General features: G+C 54.5%; 13 protein-coding genes and 1 pseudogene. 1 reads left to right on the top strand and 13 read right to left on the bottom strand.

Annotation, left to right across the window (positions count from 1 at the left end; genetic code table 11):
- Nucleotides 1–368 precede the first annotated feature (368 nt).
- The 11 genes from QEH57_RS06570 to QEH57_RS06520 form a co-directional block, all read right to left on the bottom strand.
- Complete coding sequence (locus QEH57_RS06570; protein WP_309005899.1) at nucleotides 369–1,943, bottom strand: arylsulfatase; 1,575 nt, start codon at nucleotides 1,941–1,943, stop codon at nucleotides 369–371.
- A gap of 94 nt (nucleotides 1,944–2,037) precedes the next feature.
- Nucleotides 2,038–3,129, bottom strand: a complete 1,092-nt coding sequence (locus QEH57_RS06565) for a sugar kinase (RefSeq protein ID WP_309005898.1) — start codon at nucleotides 3,127–3,129, stop codon at nucleotides 2,038–2,040.
- 3 nt (nucleotides 3,130–3,132) lie between these two features.
- Nucleotides 3,133–3,786, bottom strand: coding sequence for a bifunctional 4-hydroxy-2-oxoglutarate aldolase/2-dehydro-3-deoxy-phosphogluconate aldolase (gene eda / locus QEH57_RS06560; RefSeq protein ID WP_309005897.1), 654 nt, complete (start codon nucleotides 3,784–3,786; stop codon nucleotides 3,133–3,135).
- 382 nt (nucleotides 3,787–4,168) lie between these two features.
- Nucleotides 4,169–5,815, bottom strand: a complete 1,647-nt coding sequence (locus QEH57_RS06555; protein ID WP_309005896.1) for a sulfatase — start codon at nucleotides 5,813–5,815, stop codon at nucleotides 4,169–4,171.
- A 126-nt stretch (nucleotides 5,816–5,941) separates the two neighbouring features.
- The gene (locus QEH57_RS06550; RefSeq protein WP_309005895.1) at nucleotides 5,942–9,703 is read right to left on the bottom strand and encodes a TonB-dependent receptor plug domain-containing protein; all 3,762 of its coding nucleotides are present in this window, start codon (nucleotides 9,701–9,703) and stop codon (nucleotides 5,942–5,944) included.
- A 497-nt stretch (nucleotides 9,704–10,200) separates the two neighbouring features.
- A complete protein-coding gene (locus tag QEH57_RS06545) occupies nucleotides 10,201–12,177 on the bottom strand; it encodes a beta-L-arabinofuranosidase domain-containing protein (RefSeq protein ID WP_309005894.1) in 1,977 nt (658 codons plus the stop codon).
- A gap of 24 nt (nucleotides 12,178–12,201) precedes the next feature.
- Entirely contained in the window at nucleotides 12,202–13,770 is a 1,569-nt protein-coding gene (locus QEH57_RS06540; protein ID WP_309005893.1) for an MFS transporter, read from the bottom strand.
- Nucleotides 13,771–13,970: 200 nt separating this feature from the next.
- Nucleotides 13,971–15,401: a sulfatase-like hydrolase/transferase gene (locus QEH57_RS06535; RefSeq protein ID WP_309005892.1), complete on the bottom strand. Its 1,431-nt coding sequence runs from the start codon at nucleotides 15,399–15,401 to the stop codon at nucleotides 13,971–13,973.
- A 28-nt stretch (nucleotides 15,402–15,429) separates the two neighbouring features.
- Nucleotides 15,430–16,878, bottom strand: coding sequence for a sulfatase-like hydrolase/transferase (locus tag QEH57_RS06530; RefSeq protein ID WP_309005891.1), 1,449 nt, complete (start codon nucleotides 16,876–16,878; stop codon nucleotides 15,430–15,432).
- A 210-nt stretch (nucleotides 16,879–17,088) separates the two neighbouring features.
- Nucleotides 17,089–18,516: an aldehyde dehydrogenase family protein gene (locus tag QEH57_RS06525; protein WP_309005890.1), complete on the bottom strand. Its 1,428-nt coding sequence runs from the start codon at nucleotides 18,514–18,516 to the stop codon at nucleotides 17,089–17,091.
- A gap of 2 nt (nucleotides 18,517–18,518) precedes the next feature.
- Nucleotides 18,519–19,664, bottom strand: coding sequence for a mandelate racemase/muconate lactonizing enzyme family protein (locus QEH57_RS06520; RefSeq protein WP_309005889.1), 1,146 nt, complete (start codon nucleotides 19,662–19,664; stop codon nucleotides 18,519–18,521).
- Nucleotides 19,665–20,047: 383 nt separating this feature from the next.
- Here QEH57_RS06520 and QEH57_RS06515 point away from each other — a divergent pair, with 383 nt between their 5' ends.
- Nucleotides 20,048–20,959 carry an IclR family transcriptional regulator C-terminal domain-containing protein gene (locus tag QEH57_RS06515; RefSeq protein ID WP_309005888.1) on the top strand — a complete coding sequence of 304 codons (912 nt, stop codon included), beginning with the start codon at nucleotides 20,048–20,050 and terminating at the stop codon, nucleotides 20,957–20,959.
- 200 nt (nucleotides 20,960–21,159) lie between these two features.
- Here QEH57_RS06515 and QEH57_RS06510 read toward each other — a convergent pair.
- Nucleotides 21,160–21,369, bottom strand: a pseudogene (locus QEH57_RS06510) (transposase); the annotation flags it as partial.
- 190 nt (nucleotides 21,370–21,559) lie between these two features.
- A partial coding sequence (locus tag QEH57_RS06505) for a helix-turn-helix transcriptional regulator (RefSeq protein WP_309005887.1) occupies nucleotides 21,560–22,129 on the bottom strand: 570 nt, incomplete at its 5' end.

Genomic DNA, 22,129 nt, shown 5'->3' with positions numbered 1-22,129 from the left:
ATTGCAGATAACGAGATGGCATTTTCGCCCAGATACCCTCTAGAGAAAGTCCAACAAAACATACACCCCTCCCCCGGGCAGGGTCGCAGTCTGCTGCAGACCACAGCGTAATCCCTTTCACAGCACGAAGCGGTCCGGACCAAGATCCACCCCTACAAAAACCGACTTATTGCACAGTCTCTTCGAATCGTAGTGAAATTAAAGTAGAGCGACTCTCCAACCAATCTCAAATCTGTATTCTGATAGTGAATCCAGAACCAATCGGCTTTTTCAACTTGAAGGATCACTAGTGTTCTTAGGTAGCGATACTTCATCTATAATCAGAGTCATCGAGGAACCCATATTAGGTACCGAAGCGAACACGAAACCTACGGTATGTCGAGAGAGCGCACACTCTTTGACTTTCTGATCTCATTCAATCGCGTCGCCATCTCGCCACCAATTTCCGGAAACTGACTTATTACATTTACTTGCTCTCCAGGGTCTTCGCTTAGGTTAAACAAGCTCTCTTCCTCTGGCCAGAATCCCTTGTTCCCCTTCATCCCAATCGTCGGTATGTATTTCCAATCGTTAAAACGCAACGCAAGCCCACGAGCTTCTTCCAACATATAGGTTAGGCCTTTGGAATCCTCCCCCAAGAAGGCATTCAGCGTATCGCGGCTGTCGCCCGCTTCGTGATCCTCTAGATCAACACCCAGAAGCCTTGCGAACGATGCGAGAAAATCGATCTGATTAACCATCGCATCTGTAGTACTCGCCTCAATACGTCCTGGCCAACGGATCATTAGCGGTACCCGAGTTCCACCTTCGTATATCTCATACTTGCCGCCTCGCCATTTGCCAGATGCATCATGGCCATTTCCCGCATGTGGCGAATACAACGAAATAATGTCAGTTTGCGGATACGTATCAGCATGGTGGGTCGGACCGTTGTCACTGGTAAAAATCAGAATAGTGTTTTCCCGTAGGCCATTTCGCTCCAGGCTTTCAACGATCTCGCCCACTGCCCAATCGAGTTGCACCATCGCATCACCACGATCCCCCAATGTGGTCTTACCTTGGAAACGCTCATTCGGGGCATTCGGAATGTGTATATCCTGAGCAGAGTAGAGAAGAAAAAACGGCTCTCCTTTGTTTTCATCGATAAAATCGAGAGCCTTTCCTACAAAAACCTCAGTCGAAGTATAATCGTCCCACAAGGCCACCTTTCCTCCCGACATGTATCCAATACGACCGATTTCATTGACGATGCTCTTATAAAACTTCTCCTCTGGATTGAGGGCGCGGGCATCAGGATACTGGGTACTACCCGGCTTTTCCACTTCAGCCAGAGTATCTCCCACGTAAATCGGATCATTAAGATCAAGATTCTCTACGTAGTGACCATCCACATACACACAAGGAACTCTGTCGTTTGTCGTCGGCAAAATGTAAGCCGAATCAAACCCCAACTCTAGCGGCCCGGGCTTCAGCATGCCATTCCAATCAGGGCCAACCCCCTCTTCCCCGAGACCGAGATGCCACTTTCCAACCAAGCCCGTACGATAGTCCGCTCGCTTCAACATAGCCGGCAAGGTCAACATATCCGTCGTAATCAGCGAAGGAGCGTTCGGAGGAGCGATGGACACTCCCTTACGGAAGGCGTGCACCCCCGTTAGCAAAGAGTAGCGCGAAGGGGTGCAGGTCGAGGCAGAACAATGGGCATCCGTGAAGTTCAACCCCTCTCCAGCTAACTTATCTAAGTTAGGGGTCTCTATCCTGGGAAGCGAAGCGTCGCCCTGATCATCAACATTAACGCTCACGTCAGCGAATCCGACATCGTCTCCATAAATAATGACAATGTTGGGGCGTTCAGCTCCGCGAACGCTGATTGCGAAGGCAATCGCGAAAATCGAGCAAGCGATAAATCGAATCGAGAAAAAATGGGAATTTTGGCAAAGCATTCTATAATGGGGGCTAGAAAGGCTTATGAAAAAAGGGCGGCGGGCAGCCGCGAAATATCGCGACCGACCGTTCCTTGGAACACCTTAAAAGCAGCTACCGCACAACCCGTCCCGAAGCCGAACCGCCCATGAGCGCTTCCACCTCACTTCGCGTGGAGAAGTTGAAGTCGCCCTTGATCGAGTGCTTCAAGCATGAGGCCGCGACCGCGTACTTAACCGCCGTTTGCGGCGCGCTCAGCTCAGGGGTCGTCAGGGCAAAGATCAGCCCACCCGCGAAGGAATCCCCGCCACCCACACGGTCCACGATGTTCTTGATCTCGTAGGACTGGTAATTGCCCTCGGAGTCTAGCGGTGCGAAAAAGGCTTCTTCGGTCGAAGCATTGTAAAGCATGGCTCCCCAGTTGTTATGGGTAGCCGACAGGCTTTCACGTAGCGTGATCGCCACCTTGCTGATGTTTGGAAACTGCGCCACAACCTGGGAAGCGACGTCCGGATAACGTCCCACCTCGAGAGCGCCGGAATGCACATCCGTATCCCCAGCTCGTATACCAAGCACGTCATGGCAATCCTCTTCGTTCGCAATGACCACGTCCACAAAGGGCAGAATGGTCCGCATCGTTTCTTGAGCCAGTTCACGGGAAGACTTCGCCGCGTCCCAATTCCAGAGCTTCCCGCGGAAATTCAGATCTATCGACACTTGGCATCCCGCATCCTTGGCCTTCATGGCTGCTACCAAAGTGGCTTCCGCCGCATTTTTGGAAAGAGCAGGAGTAATGCCGCTTAGATGCAGCCAGCCTGCACCCTCAAATATCGACTCCCAATCATACTTGTTAGCAGGGGTGATCGAAATCGCAGAATCGGCCCGATCATAAATGACGTTACTGGGACGCTGATTCGCACCCGTCTCCAGATAATAGATACCAAGTCGACCTTCATCTGTGCGCAGCACGTAGCGTGTATCGATCCCCACGGAACGCACCGCATCCATCGTCGCTTCCGCCAAAGCGTGCTTCGGCAGAGCCGTCACATAGCGAGCCGTTCCTCCGAAGTTGCAGATCGAAGCCGCCACACTGGCTTCCGCGCCCGCGTAGGTAACCTCGAGCTCCCGCGTCTGGCGCAGGCGCAAGTTTTGTGGGGCCGCCATGCGACCCATGATCTCACCAAATGTTACAACGATATTGCCCATGTCTCAGTTTCCTTGATTTAAAGTTTTCACCACTTCGGCCGCTCGCTGCGTGAAAGCCGCCCAGTCGCCATTGGCAACTAGATCGCTTTGCACGATCCAAGAGCCGCCGATGGTGGGCACGTTCTGCTCACGCAAGTAATCCAGCATGTTTACAGCGTTCAAGCCACCCAGCGGGAAATACTGGATCCCCAAGTGCTGATAAGGTGCAGCCATGCTTCTCAAATACTTCAATCCTCCGGACGCCTCCGCTGGAAAGAACTTAACGAAGCGGCAGCCTAATGCGATCGCGCCTTCCAATTCCGAAGGCGTGCAAACACCAGGCGCAAAGGGCAACCCGGCTTCAGCTGCCGTCTTAACCACCCGAGAATTCAATCCAGGCGCAACTCCAAACGCGGCTCCCGCTTCCTTAACCTCAAGAACCTGCTCCGGAGTCAGGATAGTCCCCACTCCCAAGCAAATCTCCGGAACCTCTTCGGCAATCCTGCGTACTGCACCCATCGCCGCCGACGAACGCAACGTTAACTCGATAGTATCAATGCCACCAGCCAATAAGGCTCGGCAAAGCGGGACGGCGTGCGAGGCATTCTCAATCGTAAAACCGGCGACCACGCGAGATCGGGCCAAACGGTCGAGGAGAGCATCAGGAAATGGTTTCATTGTATTTTTAACTTAACTACACCTTCCACCTTTTCCCCGCCTCCAATCGCGAGGGAACGCGAGCTCGCTGGCGCGACAGGAGCAAATCGGCTGCTCTGAGCAAGAGTCCCGAAATCAGGAGCAAGAGAAGGAGCTGGGAAAAAATATTCATGGGTAAACGGGGAACTGTGAACCATCATAGCATCACACCTAGCCCTGTGGATATGCACTTTACGGCCGAAGGTGTGCAGAATCTGACTTCAACACAATAGCCACAGGTAAGGGAGCCCCTTTATCGAATCCCATTGGAAATGAACCAGTTAAAACAAAAGCGCCCCACTTGCGAGGGGCGCCCATGTGGACTCTTCAATTATGACCGGCATACGGCTACGCTTTGATCTGCTTAAAGCGATGGGGGGCGGTTTCCCTGCCAACCTACATTGAACTGCTCGATAAGCTCGGCCACTAACTCGGGATTCTCGTCGGCAATGTTCTTCGTTTCCATCTCGCCGTCCTGATAATCGTAGAGTTCGATATCGATGGGTTCCGCCTCCGGACGCTTCACGTCCTTCCACAGTACAAGTCGGTAGCGATCCGTCCGCATCGCGTAGCCCATAAGATCGTTCTCGAAGAGATCGCGATCCCACTTTTCTCCCTGCTGTGCGATGACACGAGCTTCGACCTCTTCGATAAGCGGCCCGAAAAAAGTCTCGCGCATACCCTTCGAAAGAGGATTCGCCGCCCACTCGCGCAGAGCGGGATTGGGGAATTGGCTAAAGGCAGCCGTTTCCCATGGCTGATCGGGATTCTTCAGCAATGGCTTGAAACTTGTTCCCTCCAAGTGATCCGGCAACGGCAAGCCAGCAAGCTCACAGAGCGTGGGATACATGTCGACCAGTTCAACCAGGGCATCTGTAGTTTTTCCGCGACTACCAGGAGCCATGTCCGGAGTCCAAATCATCATAGGCACGCGGGTCGCTACCTCATAATTGGTTGCTTTGCACCACACTCCCATATCACCCAGGTGCCAGCCATGGTCGCCCCAAACGATGATGATCGTGTTGTCGCGTAGTCCCTGCTCTTCCAAGGCCTCTATGACCAGCCCAATCTGAGCGTCGATGTAGCTCACGCATGCGAGGTAGGCATGCTTGAGGGTGCGGGCCAAATCCTCGTCGAAATCGCCTTCCTTGGGAATGCCATCGCGCACTCGCATCTCGAAAGACGCGTGCAAGCCCATCGCCGCGCCTCCTTCCGGCCCCTCAGTCTGGGCTGCTAGCTTGATATCCGCAGGGTCGTACAGATCCCAGTATTTCTTGGGAGCGATCAAGTCGAGATGAGGCTTGTAGAAGCCCATACCGAGGAAGAATGGCTTGTCCGGGTTCTCCTCCAACATGTCCTTCATCGTCTCGATGGCCAACAAGGCATTATAGCCATCCCTGTATTCATAATCCTCTACATCTGCCGACTCGTAAGCGGGACCTTGCACCAACCCGGTGCGGGCGATGCCAACTCCGTATTTGGCCTCCAGTTCCTTCTTGTTCTTTTGCTGAATAGCCCGGTTCTCGGGCAGGGCATAGGGGTAGTAGGGTTTCTTCAAATTCAAGCGATCAAGCGCGGGTTCCCTACTCCAAGAAAACTCCCGATCCGAGTGATCCAGGTTATGGTAGATCTTGCCCACTTGCACGGCTTCGTAACCATTGGCAATGAAATGCTGAGAGAGAGTCAGGATATCCGGGCTCGCTTCGCGGAGTTTCGCAGAATTTTCTACCACTCCTATCGTGTCCGGGCGGGCACCAGCCATCACGCTGGCCCGGGAGGGACCGCAAATCGCCTGCTGACAGTAGGCCCGCTCGAATAGCAGCCCTTCGCTCGCTAACTTGTCGAGATGCGGAGAAATCGCTACCGGAGATCCGTAGCAGCCAAGCTCGGGACGAAGGTCGTCGATCGCGATGAAGAGCACGTTCGGCCGTTCGGCGCCGACGGATTGGGAGGTCGCAGCGATTCCGACAAGGGCCGAGAGCACTAGCGAAAAACGAATCTTGTTAACCATAAAATCAGGAACCCATCTGGTAAGGTTTCACTTGCACCGCTCTAAAGAGAGGCAGCTTACACCTTAAAGGGCGTATCCGGTACGAAAACCAGATACGCCCAAGTTAATGTGATAATACCCTAGACTCTAAAACTCGAAGGAGTTTGAGAGAGAGACTTCGAATGGCGGATCCCAACGAACCGTCGCTGGGGTACCATCCCAAGCGGCACGGACCGTAGTTAGGTTGTCGCTACCGAGGTTGTTGATATTCTTGAGGTGCAGACGCGCGTTGTAACGAACCTTGTCGTTGGCGATCTTCTTGGTGAAACCGGCATTGAGGTCGACGTACAGAGCGTCGCTACCCTCCCAAGGACGAGATACGTCGGGCACCTGCAGAATAACGCCTTCCGACACTTCGTAGTCCATCAGTGGATACCCAATTGCTCCCGAACTTTGCCAACGAACAGCGCCGCCGATCGAGAAGCCCTTGTACTTGCCATCGGTGAAACGGTAGTTGGTAACGAAGTTCGCGCTCCACTCGCGGGTTTCATTGGTTGCCGAACCTTCTTGCAGCTTCTTCTGGAAGTAGTTCATGACGTGCGGCTCGAACCAGTTGCTGAATGGCGCGCCGCCATTGGTGTCGTGCGACTGCCAGAGCGTGTAGTCCTTGATCGTATTATAGTGAGGAAAGAAGGAATTCATCAACTGCTCGGTCAATGGTCCTACGTTGCTGGATACGGACTCGATCTTCGTCGCGTTAACGGCGATGCGCCAGTTCCGAGTCGGGTTATAGGTCAGGTTCGTTTCGAAACCAGTCGCGACACGGTCCTCAGTGTCCTCCAAACCTGGATACCATTGCTGGAACTGTTGGATTCCGTTGGGGAGCATAGCCATTAGCCCGTTGTCGAGCTTACCCTGCTCCCAGCCGTCGTCTACGATGAATTGCGTGGCTTCTAGCACGTTGTAGGTGCGGGAGATGTCAAAGCGCGGGTTGTTGGCACGAGGATGTGTACCGCCATTCGCGTTGACATCAATGATACCGTTCCCATCCGGGTCGTCAGAAGCGATGTCCTGCAAGGCCCAGTGGCGAGCGCGAATACCCCAGTTTACGAGCTGGTTGAGCGTATTGCCTAGGCCAGTCGCAGTGTTGTTCTGGATGGAAGACTCGAACCAGTTGAAGCGAGCGCTGAACTTGTTGTCCGCAAGGTTGAGCGTGAAGCCGACATCCTCACCCTCGCCGATCGGCGAAGAAAGCGCCTCGAAGCTGTAGTTCTCCCCAGTAATGAAGGTGTTACGGCTCGCATCCGGTACGAAGTTCTTCGAGTAGTTGTAGTGGAAGGACAACCCGGTACCCTCTGGCAAACGCATGAAACCAAGATCCTTTGGCATGTGGAAAACACCGCCGTAGCCGAAGGAACCTTCGCCGGTTGGGCCTTTGTCGATTTCCGTAAGGATCGCCCGCTCTTCATCCTTTGGATCGAAGAACTCCGGATCGAGAACCAGGGTGCGGTCGCCAAGGTAGGAGTCCGGCAATTCCCCAGCGAGTGCGAGCTGGTGGCGTTCGCGGGCCAAAGTGTTGAGCCAATTCTCAACTACGTCTTCACGGTAACCGAGATTGGCGACAAGATGATCGTTGAAGAACATGGACTGCAGGTTAACCGCATAGGATTCGACTACCGTCTCGCGGGTACTGTTGTTGTTCATCGGCGTCCAACGGGCGTCCACTACTCCCCGATCCCAATACTCGCGACGGTCACCCGTGTACCAATCCGGCTCGGTGCCGAAGTTGTTGGAATGCGGGTCCGCGTAGTTGGTGTTGGTGAAAAGGACTTGCCTCTCCGCATCGGTGTAGCCAACGGTCGTCCAGTCAGAGCCTTCCGCATCCGGTCCGAGGTTCCAGAATGTGGTGAGCGCTTGCGGATTCGCGTTGAGCAGATTCGCCGTCGAAGCGTCGATTCGGATGTCGCTCATGCTGATTGGCGTATTGGGATTAAACGGATCGTCGATGTAGGACTGAATAGCTGGTCCCATGTAAACCATCTTCGAAAGGCGGCGGTATCCGCTCGCAGGATCGTCACCTTGATCGCTGCCTACTTGCCACCCCAGATTAAAGTCGTTGGAGTAGGCTTGATGGCTCGTATTCATTGTACGGCGACGCTCGGTGTACTTGTCACCTAGGAAAGTCAGGGTGTGCGAGCCCAGCCACTTGAGCACCGAGTCGGAGTGCTTGTCGGCGAAGTCATACTTGACGAAGGCCGTGGCGCGCAGCGTTTCCCGCTCTTCGTAGTCTGTCGAACGTGTCGGCTCTGTTACGTAGAACGGACGCCCGAAATTCGGATTGGCCATCGCTTCGGCAACCACATTTCCGTTGCTGTCGGTCTTAAACGAACCGTCCGCGTTCAATGCGGGTAGCGGCAAGGTCTTGTTGATGTCGATGAGGAACTCGCCCTTCCAGCCGTTAAAGTTGGTAACGGCGTCGTTGTTGAGCGTTTCGCGGTCGAAACCGATTTCGATACCTGCTTGGTTTTCCCAGAACAGCTGCTCGATAGAAGCGTTGTAGGTCTGGAAGTCGTGCAGGTAGTAGTCGGTGTTGCCGCCAAAGTTCTGACGCGAGAAGTCGAAGGTATCCAAGTTGGTGAATCCCTGGGCAGGCGCGCCACCGGAACGACCATCCGAGTAGGCCGAGTTGCGGTAGAAGATCATCTGGGCCGCGCCATCGGCCATCCCGCCAGGAGAACCATCTGCGAGCACTGCTGGATCCCAGAAAGGATCGCCTGGCAGGTCTCCATTAACTTCATACTGGTTGTTGGCTACCTCTGGCTGGAAACCAAAAGATGGATCGCCGCCGTTGCTGCCATCGTAGACCATGGCGTAACCCCACATCGCGCCATTGTGCAAAGCAGAACCTTGACCGCTGTCGCGGTTCACGAACATTGCTTGCTCTTCAGGAGACAGGGCAGCCCACTGCGCCGCATCCGGACCTTCCGAATCGCCGAAATGCTGCATATTGTAGTACAGGTCTACCGGCGTGCGGTACTGCAAGAAAGTATCGAAGGCCTGCGTCGGCAGCAAGGTGTCTGGGGCGTTACCCATAACTTCCCCGTCTTCGAAGTGAGCGCGAATCGTGGTCTTCTCAAAGGGCTTGTAGGTGATCGCTCCATACAAGCGGTTGTCATCGCGATAAGAGGGTTTTTGGCGGTACTTGGAATAGTCCATCAAAGCGGCCACTCGGATCGCGAGCTTGTCTTCGATCAACTCACGATTGAAATTGAACGCAGTCCGGAAGGTACCCTCGTTGCTGACCTCTACGTCCACCTTGGAAGTGTCGGACATGGCAGCCCGCTGGTAGCTAGAGTTGATCAAGCCAGCTGGCGATCCCAAGCCGAAGAGAAAGGAATTCGCCCCGCGGTTGATGTCCACCCGCTCCGTGTTGTAGGAGTCCATCGGGATATTCGTCTTGTAGTAGTTACGAACGTAGTCCGGACGGCCAATTCCGCGCAAACGGGTGTTTTGATGGGGAGCGCGACGTGCCGCAGTGCTGTCGGCGTTTCCGTCCGCGCTTCCCTGGCTGAAGCCCACGAAGTTACCTTGGCTCCCGCCCACTTCGCCGCCAGTCGTGTATTGCAGGAACTCTTCGACGTTGTTGGCACCGACGTCGTTTAAGAAGTCTTTGGTGACGACTTCGATCGAAGTGCCAACGTCTTTGATGTTGGTCGTAGTACGTCCGCCAGCAAGAGTTTGGGACGCGCGATAACCTTGATCGTCATCTGCACTGACTGTGAAGGGAGACAATTCAAATATCTCCTCATCTTCGTCTTGCGAATACGCCAAAGGCAGAGCGCTCAAGAGCCCCGCCGCAAACAGGGACCACTTTCTGAGTCCGCTGAAATCAATTGGTTTGTTATTCATTATTCTTGGGATTGTAGCTTATGGGTTTTAGTAAACATCTCGACCGAACAGCTACACTGCCTTGCAATTTGGAGATACAATCTGAACCTCGTTTATGCGAGCTGACAGCTTGCAAGGATAGCACAAAAGCCAAGTGGGGCAATCCATCCGAGTCGGGTGTGGTAATTCATTTAACAGGGTAGTTAGGCTAGAATGCGTCGGCTCGACGCTCAGAGGGGAACTTTCCTAATCTGCCACAAGTATAGAACTTCTCTCCACGATTAGCTATGCAACTTTCAACTGGGGCAGTGCACTTTTTGATTCGGAATCGATTTCGACATACGCCCGCTTCCCCCTATCCATCAGCCACTTACACCATATCAAAAGAAACCCTAAGTTGCTTAAATTGCACAATCCCCGAGAGCTGCAACAAAAAAGGCCCGACTCACGAATGGGTCGGACCTTGTCTCGAGACGGAAAACTCCCCCCTCTGACCGGGAGACAAATTCCAATCTCACTCAATGCCAAATGATCGGCACGAAAACTGTCATTTCCGCATCTCCGCGATTGCTCCACGCATAGTAGGGAACGAATTGGACCTTATCCTTTTTCCAAGCGGGTTTGTTCAAGGTGCGATACATTCCATTGGAAACGTTGGTGCGGAGCGCCACTTCTGTTTCGATGGTACCTAAGCCACCAAGGAAATCAGGTTTGTATTCAAATTTCCGATCACCTTCCAGAGGAAGGTGCACATCCGTGATGCTGGTACCCTCCGGAAGGTCGGGAGACTCTACGCAGTAGACGATGGGACCACGCTTGATGGCAGCCTGGTTGCGCACCTCCTCAATACGAGGATGCCCTTCCATCAAAGCGATTTCCATTGGCATGCTCAACTCGACCATATCACCCGCAGCCCAAGTCCGCTCGATCCTGCAGAAGCTTCCCGGCTGGACCGCAACTCCAGCCTCTTCGCCATTCACTTTGACCGAACTGCCGACAGCCCAATCAGGAATGCGCAACAACAGCTCAAATGGTTCAGCCTTGCAGGCCTCAACTTTGATCTTAACGTCACCATTCCATGGATACTGGGTCGATTGCTTCAACTTGAGTTCCGTTCCATCTAAAAGCTCAGTGGAAAGCTCGTTTCCACCATACAAATTTACGGACACACCGTTTTCGGAGAGACTGTAAGCCCAAGAGGCCGACTGGGCTACGGTGCGAACTAGATTAGGAGGACAGCAAAAGCAGTAGAGATACGGCAAGCGATCGGGGCTTTCCGTGTTCATCTTGGAGTAGTCGCGAGCTCCATGGATCTTGCGCAGCGGATTCGCGTAACAGTAGTGCGTACCGTCGATACTAATCCCTGACAACCCACTGTTGTGCAGGACCAGCTCCATGACATCCGCGAATTTCGACTCTCCTCGCAAGCCGAGCATCCGGAAGCTGAACATGGAATTGCAAATGTTGGCGCAGGTCTCGTTGTAAGCCGTCAAGTTCGGCATCATGTACTCGTCGAGGAAGCCCTCCTCGATCTTATCGTGACGACTGGAAGCGCCGTAGTGGGTCTGCCCTACCGCGCCGGTCACGTACATCTTCTTGTTGACCACGTTGTCCCAAAGCCTGTCCAACGCATCGATCAAGGCTTGCTCGCCCGTTTCCGCATACACGTCAGCCGCCCCTGCGTAGTAGTAGAGAGCCAGCACCGCATGCCCTACCGCTTCGTCCTCTTCGCGCAATGGAACTCGCTCCTGCACCATGTCGCCGATGGGGTAGCCTTCGGTCGTTGAATCCTCTACCACCGGCGACTTGCCGCGGTTGTTGATGAAGATCTCCGCTAGTTCTAAGAAACGCGTGTCCCGGGTTGTCCGATACAACTCAACTAAGCCCATGATCTGAGTCTGGTTGAAACCGAAACGGCAGTAGCGCTTGGCCTGCGGCTGGAACACCTTGTAGAGCAGCTCCGCGTTTTTCAGGGCGATCTGCAAAAGGTTGGTCTTACCTGTCAAACGGTGGTGCACGCAGGCCGTGGTGTAGAGGTGACCGCAGTTGTACATCTCATGGTACTTGCGGTTCGAAAAGTGTTCGATCCCTTTGGTTTGGATGTAGGTATGCAGGTACCCGTCTTCCTCTTGGGCTTGGCCAATCACCTCAATGATTGCATCCAGTTCCTTCAGCAATGTCTCGTCCTTGTTTCCTGCGTAAACGTAAACCGCAGCTTCTACCCACTTCAGAAAGTCCGCATCATGCCAGAACTCTCCCTGGTGCTCCCCTTCTTTGAGACCAGCAGCAATCTTAAAGTTGTTGAGGCCGTGACCGATGTCGCCCTTCAACAGGGTGCCCATGTGAGGCACCATCACTTCTTCGCAAAGCTTGTACTTATCCGCCCAGAAACCCTCGGTCCAGCGACAGTCGCTAAAACCGATGTTCTTCAACTTGACATGCGGGCTTTCACGATTGTCCACCGCGGCTTTGGTTTTTGGATACACAGTATTCATGACAAAATTCAGAGCTAGGGGTTATTAACCTGCGTTCGTGTAGGAAGCTTCAATTTCTTCGATAGACATGCCCTTGGTCTCCATCAGCGTAAAGAACATGACCAAGAGGCCAACAAAGACAGTCGCCCCGTAAAACAGGAAAATTGAGCTCATCCCCATGTTGTCCAACTGCCAGGGGAAGAACCACTGCACCACCGCGCTGGTGACGCTCGTGATTATGGTGAAAAACGGAATTGCGATCGCTCGCACCGAAATCGGAAAGATCTCCGAAAAGAGCACCCACATCACCGGCCCTACCGAAAAGTGGAACGCTGCGACAAAGCTCAGGATACCGATCAAGACCAAAACGGCATTCATCTCGGTCGACGACTGCTGCAGTCCCGCCATATGGGCAGCTGCCCCCTCTTCGCCGAGCGCCGCTTTCACCGCTTTCTTGAATGCAATATCGTTGGCGTACTCGATCCCGGCTATGGCGCTGAGTTTTTCGATGTTAGGCACTTCAGACATCTCAGCTATGGTCTCTTGAGAAATCGTGTAGCGGGCTTGCTTGAAGGCATAGGAGCAAACACCCAGACTCGCGATGATCCAAACCATGCCCCAAATGATCAGCGGACGACGACCGAACTTATCCACCAGCATCAGTCCCAAAACTGTGAATACAATACTGGTCAAACCAACCCAAACCGATTGGGCAAAGGCGGCGTTCTCACCTATGCCGAGCTGCTTAAAGACCGTTTGAGCGTAGAAGAGAATGGCGTTGATCCCCGTCGTTTGCTGGGCGATGCCAAGGGCGAACGCGATCACGAAGATGAGACGCATACGTTTGCTGAACAAGTCGAGCAGCTGTGAAAGGATCGAATGATCTTTGGAGCTTTTCTGAACACTGGCCGTCATCTCGGCTATGTGCGGCTCGACCTGGTTTTCCGGTAGAATGTTGCGCAAGGTTACTTTCGCGTCTTCGACGCGTCCTCTCAAGAACAACCAGGAAGGGCTTTCAGGGATCCCGAGGAGCAAGAAAAACCACAGCAGGGCAAACGGAATTTCAGAACCGAGCATCCAACGCCATGTGTTGTCCGCAAGCCCCATTGAAACCGTCCAGTCTGCTCCCGAGTTCGCCCAACTGAAGATCAGGTAGTTGATGAAATAGGCACCGGAGAGACCGATCACGATGTTGATCTGAATCATGGATACCAGCTTTCCGCGAAACTTCGGGGGAGCGATTTCACCGATATACATCGAGGCGAGAGAGATCGAACTGAACGCGAGGCCCCCCAGAAAGCGAGCCGCCACCAACACCCAGTAGCTCGGAGCGAAGGCCGAGGCCACCGCGGAAACGACATAGAGAATCGCGATCAAGAGAATCGCCTTCTTGCGACCGAAATTGTTGCAGATGATCCCCATAAAAGGCAAAGCCACCAACACGCCCCAGGCAGGAGCGCTCACGGCCGTTCCTAACTCAAGGGAGCTCAGCGAGAACTCTTTGGTGATCGCATCGACCGTTCCGGCGATCAACGCGGCATCGAGGCCGAAAATCAGGCCTCCCATTGCCACGATCGTTGAGTAAAGGAACGCGTTTTTCTGATAGGGACTCATAGTGTTTTGGGGAAACGCCGGCAACCGCTCAGCGAGGAATTTGAAGTGTTAGGGGTAAAGCGAATATTCCGGAAATGCCAACCGTACGGCGCATTCCACTGACCTAGGGGACATAGCTTAGCAGAATCCGAAATCGCTTCCTATGCACTTTTTGATTCTCTCCGTTTCATATTCGAAAGGAGAGAATCTGCCGTTCCTATTCAATAATCGGCAGCGGGCGGGCTCCGAAATTGGTCTGCTCGACGCGACGACCAGGCTTCCTCCGCTCGCCTGAGCAAGAACAGAGGACGCTCCAGCTCCATCTCCCAAGCAAACTGCTTGCGAAAGAGCTCCTTCACCAAATAAGGATGCTCGCCTGCGAGATTGTTCTGCTCGCCTGGATCCTCCGCCAAATTGAAGAGCTCTGCCGGACGGTCCGGGAAACGCAGCAGCTTCCAATCTCCGTCGCGAATCGCTCCACGCGTCTCCATCTTCCAGTGCAAGGTCTGGTGAGGACGCCCCTTCGCCTCGCCAGTGAGGTACGGAACCATATCGACTCCATCCAGCTCCACGATCGCTTCTGGATCGCCGCCAGCGGCCTTGATGAAGGTAGGAATAAAGTCCAAGGTGATCATAGGCATGTCGTAGGTCGCCCCTTTGGGCAGCTTCGCCGGCCATGAGATCAAGCCAGGCACTCGGATACCGCCTTCCAGTTGAGTTCCCTTCACCCCACTAAACGGATAATTGCTCGAGCCATTCTTGTCCATGGGACCGCCATTGTCGTTGCTGAAAATCACAATCGTGTTTTCCGCTAGTCCCAGCTCCTCGAGCTTGTCCATGATCTTCCCGCAAGCACGATCCATCGACAAGGTCATCTGAGCCACTGTACGACGATCCCCTTCCAGCTGCGGGAACTCGTCCGCATCCTGCGGATCCGCCTGCATGGGAGTGTGTACTGCCGTGAAGGATACATAGGCGAAAAATGGCTGGTCTTTGTGCCGCTCGATAAAGTCGCAGGTTTCGTCCGCAATCACATCGGTCAAGTAGCCTTCGTGTTCCGCATACTCCTCGAAGTTTCGCTCGATCCAATTTTCGTGGGCAATTCGCTTGGTGTTCTTGTAGGGCCAAAAGTCGCGGGCTCCGCCCCTGAATCCATAGAATTCATCGAAACCACGCTTCAAAGGGTGGTAACGGTCCGCCACCCCCATGTGCCATTTGCCAAAGATCGCGGTTCGGTAGCCCAGGTCCTGCATGTAATCGCCCATGGTCTTGAAATCCGTGGGCAACCCCATCTCGTCGCCAGTGAGCTTGCCGTTCTCGCTCATGATCCCCGGAACGTTGATCTCCTCGAAACCGAAGCGCTGCTGGTACCTGCCCGCAAGCATGCCAGCTCGAGAGGGGCCGCAAGTCGCTCCCGTCACGTAAAAGTTGGTCAGCCGCACGCCGGACTCCGCCAAACGGTCTAGATGCGGCGTCTTGAAGTGCTGGCTGCCATGAAAACCGAAGTCTCCATAACCAGCATCGTCCGCGAAAAGCAGGACGATGTTCGGCTGCTCTGCAGCATGGGCCAGCGAGCTTCCTAGAATACTGGCTAGCAGGGCGATCCACCTACTGCAGATTGTACTCGTTCCAAAAATACGATTAAGATTCATAGCTTGTTCGTTCCCTTTCCAAAGTTTCTTAGTTCGCGCCGAAGGCGTCATCGTAACGCGGCATTTCGTTCTCTTTCCATCCCTCCATCTCTTGGACCGAATGGAACCAGAGGGGTTGGGTGTGGGTAGCCGTCCAACGACGAATCCCTGCCTTCAATTCTTCCAAGCGTTCAGGATACTGAGCGCTGAGATCGTTCTTCTCGGCCATGTCCTTGTCGACATTGTACAAGCGCCAGCTGCCACCTTTCGTGTCCCAGATCGCTTTCCAGCTGTCACGACGTCCGCTGATCTCGCTGAAGCCATCCCGATGGCGCACCGCATAAACCATGTCCCCGCGACGTGGAGACTCTCTTTTCTTGACTGCATCCAAGAGCGCCACCCCATCGAGAAGTTTGCCGGCTGGAATCTCAGCTCTAGCTAGATCCGCGAAAGTCGGGTAGAAGTCCAAAGTGGACACGGGATGCTCGAACAGTTGCCCGCTCGGGACCACCTTGGGCCAATGGAAAAACATCGGAACTCGTATCCCCCCTTCCGATACGCTCCCCTTGCCTTTCTTGAGCGGAGCGTTGTTCGCTCCAAGCGTTGTCTTACCGCCATTGTCACTGGTGAAAACGATCAAAGTATTTTCAAACACGCCTGCTTCCCGCAAGGCATCCACCAGCTCGCCCACGCCGCGGTCCACCGCCGCAACCATGCCCGCGTACTTCCGACGCTTGATGTCCTTGATGTGCCGATACGGCTCCATGTCTTCTTCCTTGGCTTCCAACGGGCTATGTGGGGCATTGTAGGACAGATAGAGGAAAAAGGGCTGCTCCATTTCCGCTGACTCCTTTACGAAGCGGACCGCCTCGCGGGACAATCCATCGGTGATGTACTCGGTTTCGTCGACCTCCTTGCCATTATGTTCGAGCGGAAGCAGGTACTCCTCGATTGGACTCTTCCCAGCCTTCTTTTGCCGCTCGTAGATAGGCTTGTACTTCTCTGGAAAATAGAAATGCCCGCCTCCTAAAAATCCGTAGAAGTCGTCGAAGCCGCGCACGTTGGGATGATATTGCGGTTCGAAGCCCAAGTGCCACTTTCCAACAATGCCGGTTCTGTATCCAGATTGTTGAAGCACTTTGCTAATGAGCACTTCACTCTCCGGGATGCCCAAGGTGGAAGATTCAGGAAAGTCGTAACTCAAGGGAGCAAGGTTGTAGGGAGTTCCCATCGGATGCGGGTAACGCCCCGAGAGCAGCGACATGCGGCTGGGTCCGCAAAACGGATGCGATACGTAAGCCGACGAGAATCGAGTTCCGGCTGCCGCCAATTCGTCCAACTCCGGGGTCTGGATGTCCGTGGACCCATTGAAACCGACATCGGCGTATCCAAGGTCATCGCACAGAATGACCACAATGTTGGGTCGCTCCTCGGCTGAGCAGGCCACACCGCAGACAGAAATGAGGTAAATCAGGGTTTTGGAAATAATGGGTCTCATCTCAACTAGGAGCAGGAGGCCACTCCTCCTCCAACCGGGCACTATTCTTAATCAAAGTTAATTCTAAATCAATTGGCAGCTTCGATCTCCGGATCAGAGACGAAGCCTTGACCTGTTCTCCAGCGAGAGCCGCCGGTTATTGAAATCGGCAATACGGTAGTCGCGAAAGCGACGCCTAACCTGTTTGGTCAAATCAACAAAACCAGCCGCTCAATCCTCGCTTTCCAAGCAAACCGAAATCCGTTTCAAGGTCAGGTACTCCTGCAAGCTGTAGCGCGAACAATCCTTGCCCGTTCCGCTCTGCTTCAGCCCACCATGCGGCAACTGCACGGAATAGTGGGGCTCGTTGACGCACACGCTCCCTGACTTGATATCCCTCGCTGCCTTCAAGCCCTTGGAGAGATTGTTGGTGAACACGTAAGCGGCCAAGCCAAACTCAGTTCCGTTCGCGAGAGCGATCTCGTCATCGTCGTCCGAATACGAAATCACCGGCAAGACAGGTCCGAAGATCTCGGTGTTCGCGATCGTCATTCCCGAGGTAACGCCTGCGAGAATCGTTGGCTCCATAAAGAACCCCTCTCCCTCGACCGCTTCGCCGCCACAGACAGCCATGGCCCCTTCCTGCAAGGCACCTTCCACTAGACCGAGAACCCGAGCCCTTTCGCGATCCGAAATGAGCGGTCCCATTTCCACCGAGGCCGCACGCTCCCTCGCAAACTCGATAAATTTCTCGTAGACGGACTCATGTACGAAACAGCGATTAGGGCTGACGCATACCTGACCGCTATTCGAGAACTTCAAGTCCACGACCTTGTTCGCAGCGTCGCGTATGTCAGCGTCTGGATACACTACTACCGGAGCGTTTCCGCCCAATTCCACCGAGAAGTGCTTGATGCTGGTACAGGAGGAGCTCATCACCTCCAAGCCTCCACGAGTGGATCCAATCATCGTCACTAAAGAAGGAATATCACTCTTGAGCAGCTCCTCGGTCACCACGTGATTACTCGCCGTTACCACATTCACTACCCCATCCGGAATTCCCGCTTCCTTTGCGAGGTAGGCAACCTCCAAGGAGGCCAGTGGAGTGAGGGCTGCCGGCTTGATGATCACGCTACATCCAGCTGCCAGAGCCGGACCAATCTTGTATCCAATATTCAACAACGGGAAGTTCCAGGCGAGAAATCCAACTACCACTCCAAGGGGTTGACGCTGCACGTAGTGCAAGAAGCGACCTTCAGGGTCGTGCAACACCGGTTGGTCCAATCGTTCGAACTCTTCCACGAAAAAACGCAAACAGGTCGTCAACATGCCGAAGTCGTACTCAGCGTTGTCGCGAGGCTTGCCGGTCTCTTCCATCAACAGAGCGATTAATCGCTCCCGGTTCTGCTCCAATATGTCCGCGTAACAAAGAATCGTCTCCTTGCGCTCGGCAGGCGAGGTCGCGGACCAGAGCTCGAAGCCTTTTTCCGCAGCCGAAAGGCTGCCCCGCATCTGCTCCGCGCTCAAATCGGGCACGGAGGCAAAGGCCCTGCCTGTACGCGGGTTGACGACATCGAAGTAAGATTCCGCTTGCACCTTCTGTCCGTCGATAACAGCAGGGAAGATTGTGTTGGTTTCTGGAAGTGTAATATCAGACATCTCTATAATTCAGTTTTGTAGACACAGAAGGCTTCCATCGCCTTCAGGTCGGGTTTCACGCCGAGACCCGGAGCATCCGGGACAACGGCAACTCCGTTCGAAATTTCCAAGGCGACCTCGTACATCTCGTCGCGCATCGGGTTCGGGGTATTGTCCACCTCGAGCAGAGGCTCTGCCGGCTCCGCTCTTCCTGGCTCCACGTAGGCGCTGGCCAAAAAGTGAGTCGCGCTCGCAAGGTTCAACATCGTGCCCCAAGCATGCGGTACCGTGTTCACGCCATGTGAGGAGGCGATCGCGCGAATCTTCAAAGCTTCCGTCGGACCGCCACAGTACGCCAAATCCGGTTGGGCAATGTTGACACCGCCCAGCGACAGCAAGTCCTGGAATCCCCAGCGCGTTTGCTCGCATTCTCCGGTCGCGATCGGAACATCCACCTTCTCCGACAACTGCCGGAAAAGGCTCGCATGCTGAGGCGACAAAGGCTCTTCGAACCAAGCGTATCCGCACTCGTCCAGAACACGGCCCATGCGCACGGCCTCGGGCAGATCGTAGGCGTGATTAGAATCCGCCATCAACTGCGTATCCGAGAAACGGTTACGCATCGATCGAACCTGAAGCTCATCGAATTTTAAATTTTTGCCCACCTTTATCTTAAGAGCTCCAAAGCCGCGATCTACGTAGCCCGAAGCCTCCTCCAAAATCATCTCCAAAAGCGCTTCCTCCGAAACCTTTCGAAAGTACATGCCGGTAGCATAGCAGAAAACGCGGTCACGCTGCCGCCCCCCCATAAGCTCCGAAACGGAAACTCCCAGCAGCTTGCCTTTCAAGTCTAGCATAGCCATGTCCAAACCGGAGACGGCTCCCATCATGACCCCCTTGCGTGCAAAATCGAGGGACGCTCGCCAGCAATGCTGCCAAGCCGCCTCGTTTTTCAGAGGATCCCACCCCTTGAGCAAAGGAGCATAAAAGGAGCTGATAGCGGACTGCGTCACCTCAGCCGGGCCATAACACTCGCCCCAGCCGCTGGCTCCCGAACTGTCGACGAGCTCCACCAGAAGGGCATTGCGCGTATCGTAATGCCACTGGGAAAATCCGAAGGACTCCTCGAGCTTGTGCTGGAGACGGTAAGTGCGGATTCGCTCGATCATCGCGGCAGGGCGGTTGCGTAGTTATTGAAGTGATACATTTCAGTCGTCAAAGCCTCCCTCCACTTACGCGGCTTCAGCTCGTTAGGGTCCATAGGGTAATTCACCTCGACGGGACGGTACCGCTCGCCGAGTGGTAACAAAATATCACAAGTCCGTCTCGCTTCCTATGCACTTTTCAATCGTGCATGTGCAATATACGGCGGACGCTTCCCAGAACTCGTAAATCCACCTCACTTCCTCCGCCCGTCTAAGGGATCTGTCTAAGATTTGCACTTTTCGACTTTAAATAGCGAGGGAAGCGGGTAGCGTACATTCAGCAACCAAGTGCTTCAAACCCGGTCGATCTACACTTTTCGACTTTTACCCCCCCTATCCCACTAGACGTGCCAAACATCGATATCCAAGACCCTGAGTACCAATCTCTGCTCGTGGAGAACACGCTCGACATTCTCGCCAACCTGCGCGACTCCACCGGCATGACCTCCGCCGTAGCCATGCTCAGCAAGAGCAAGACCGAAGGAATCGTCCTCGCATCCCTTGGCGGTTCAAGCGACCACTGCTACGTTCCCCGCGTCGGCTCCCACTTCCAGCTCCATGCCACGGCTCCAGGCAAAGCCTTGCTCGCCTCACAACCGAGGGCAGAGCGCCGACGCATCGCCAACCTGATCGAGTACACACCCTTCACTTCAAAAACCGTTTCCAATACGGAAGATTTCATCACCCTCCTGAAGAAGGAAAATGCCCAAGGCTTTTCCACCGACGTCGGAGAGTACGTCGACGGAGTGAATTGCGCCGCCAGTTGCGTGCACGCGCCCGACGGCACCCCGCTCGCCGCCGTTTGGATCACGGCTCTCTCCATCGACCTGCCCACCAATCGCCTCGGCGAGTTCACCCAAACCGTGCTTCGTGCGGCGAAAGACATGGAACTGCGCCTGCAAAATGCTCAGGAAGACCCAAACTTCCACGCCAATGTCATCGTCGAGGAAGCCAAGAAATTCATCGAGCTGCACTACGTGAACGCGGAAAAGATCCAAGACTACTTCGACGGGCTCAGCCTAAGCTACAGCTGGTTCCGCAAGCTCTTCCGCGACAAGTACGGTATCGCCCCCATGAAGTACCGCCAAGAGCTGCTGCACGAACGCGCCCGCAAGCTTATCTCCAAAACCAATCTCAGCATTAAGGAGATCGCCTTCCAGTTGAACTACGAAACCCAAAACTACTTTTCCCGCGCCTTCAAAAACCAAGAAGGCGTCTCCCCCATCCAGTATCGAGAAAGATATCGAACAGGGGGTTAACGAAAATTCAGTCGCACAGAGAATTTGTCACTTCCCCTTGCGAACTAAACCCAACTGATGCCCAAGTTTCAGAATCTCATTCTGTAACCACCTGATCATCTATATACCCAAACAGGCTCACAACCTGAAGACAATTCATCGCCAAGAAATCTGGTCAAAGTCGCCCTAACCAAACCGCCAATTCTCAAAAAAAAGGTTCATCACCATTTTGCGGGGAACACGTGCCTTATCTTAAGGAAGAAGTATTCGGTGTCCCGATACCCGTAGGCCATCCGCTTGATCACCTTTATCCTGTTGTTCACACTCTCCGGCACGCTGATGTTTAGCGGATACTTGGCCGAGGCCAGGATACCCCTGAGGTCGGGCAGCAGCTTGCGGGCGAAGGCCAGCAGGGGCTTCAGCCCGGACTTCAGGCAGCTCCGCCCGCTCATGGATATCCCAAAGCGCTCGCAACAAACCTCATGGCCGCGCCTCTCGCCTTTCGCTTCCATTCCCTTCATCGCGCCACCCCACTCACGCCCGCCGAAGCAGGTCAACCAGCGAGCCGCAGCCAAAATGTCAGCGAGATCGGTTCCGCTCCCCTGACACTCCCCGTAAGCTCTAACTGCTGCGGCCGACCGAGGACGCGAACTTCAACGGCGACACGCCGTAGCACTTTTTGAAGACCCGCGAAAAATGGGCCGCGTCCTCGAAGCCCACCGCGGCCGCAGCATTCTTGACGAGAACGTTCTCCCGAAACAGCAGACGGGCCGCATGGTTCATCTTCAAGCGCATGAGCTTCTTGTAAGGGGCCTCCTCGTCGTAGCGGGCGAAAAGCCGCGAGATGTAGGCCTGGTCGAGCTTCACCTCCTCCGCCAGCTCGGCCATCGAATCGAGTCGGACATAGGCCTTCTCCAGCAAGTCCCGACACTTTCGATAGCTCTGGTACGCCCCAGCCCCGCCTCCTCCCTCACCCTCTTTCGAATCCTCGAGCTGCAAAAGCAGCAGCTCGGCCAGCAAGCAACAGGACCGCTGCGCCTTCGCTCCCGCGCGCGCGCCGAACATCACCATTTGCCGAAACGTTTCCTCCACCCACCGGACTCCCGAAAAGTCGAGCACGCTCAAGTCCCCCAGCGGGCTCCGCTCGAAAAGCGCCTCCGCCGCGCTCCCGTGCAGGTCGACAAAGTATTT

Source organism: Pelagicoccus sp. SDUM812005 (assembly GCF_031127875.1).
Classification (GTDB): domain Bacteria; phylum Verrucomicrobiota; class Verrucomicrobiia; order Opitutales; family Opitutaceae; genus Pelagicoccus.
Note: the sequence above shows the minus strand (reverse complement) of the source record. Positions and strands in the feature narration are given on the sequence as shown.

Excerpts from the sequence above, each read along its gene's own strand:
- QEH57_RS06565 (WP_309005898.1), bottom strand. The coding sequence starts at position 3,129 with ATGGGCAATATCGTTGTAACATTTGGTGAGATCATGGGTCGCATGGCG.
- QEH57_RS06540 (WP_309005893.1), bottom strand. The coding sequence starts at position 13,770 with ATGAGTCCCTATCAGAAAAACGCGTTCCTTTACTCAACGATCGTGGCA.
- QEH57_RS06525 (WP_309005890.1), bottom strand. The coding sequence starts at position 18,516 with ATGTCTGATATTACACTTCCAGAAACCAACACAATCTTCCCTGCTGTT.
- QEH57_RS06535 (WP_309005892.1), bottom strand. The coding sequence starts at position 15,401 with ATGAATCTTAATCGTATTTTTGGAACGAGTACAATCTGCAGTAGGTGG.
- QEH57_RS06555 (WP_309005896.1), bottom strand. The coding sequence starts at position 5,815 with ATGGTTAACAAGATTCGTTTTTCGCTAGTGCTCTCGGCCCTTGTCGGA.
- QEH57_RS06570 (WP_309005899.1), bottom strand. The coding sequence starts at position 1,943 with ATGCTTTGCCAAAATTCCCATTTTTTCTCGATTCGATTTATCGCTTGC.
- QEH57_RS06550 (WP_309005895.1), bottom strand. The coding sequence starts at position 9,703 with ATGAATAACAAACCAATTGATTTCAGCGGACTCAGAAAGTGGTCCCTG.
- QEH57_RS06520 (WP_309005889.1), bottom strand. The coding sequence starts at position 19,664 with ATGATCGAGCGAATCCGCACTTACCGTCTCCAGCACAAGCTCGAGGAG.
- QEH57_RS06545 (WP_309005894.1), bottom strand. The coding sequence starts at position 12,177 with ATGAATACTGTGTATCCAAAAACCAAAGCCGCGGTGGACAATCGTGAA.
- QEH57_RS06530 (WP_309005891.1), bottom strand. The coding sequence starts at position 16,878 with ATGAGACCCATTATTTCCAAAACCCTGATTTACCTCATTTCTGTCTGC.
- eda (WP_309005897.1), bottom strand. The coding sequence starts at position 3,786 with ATGAAACCATTTCCTGATGCTCTCCTCGACCGTTTGGCCCGATCTCGC.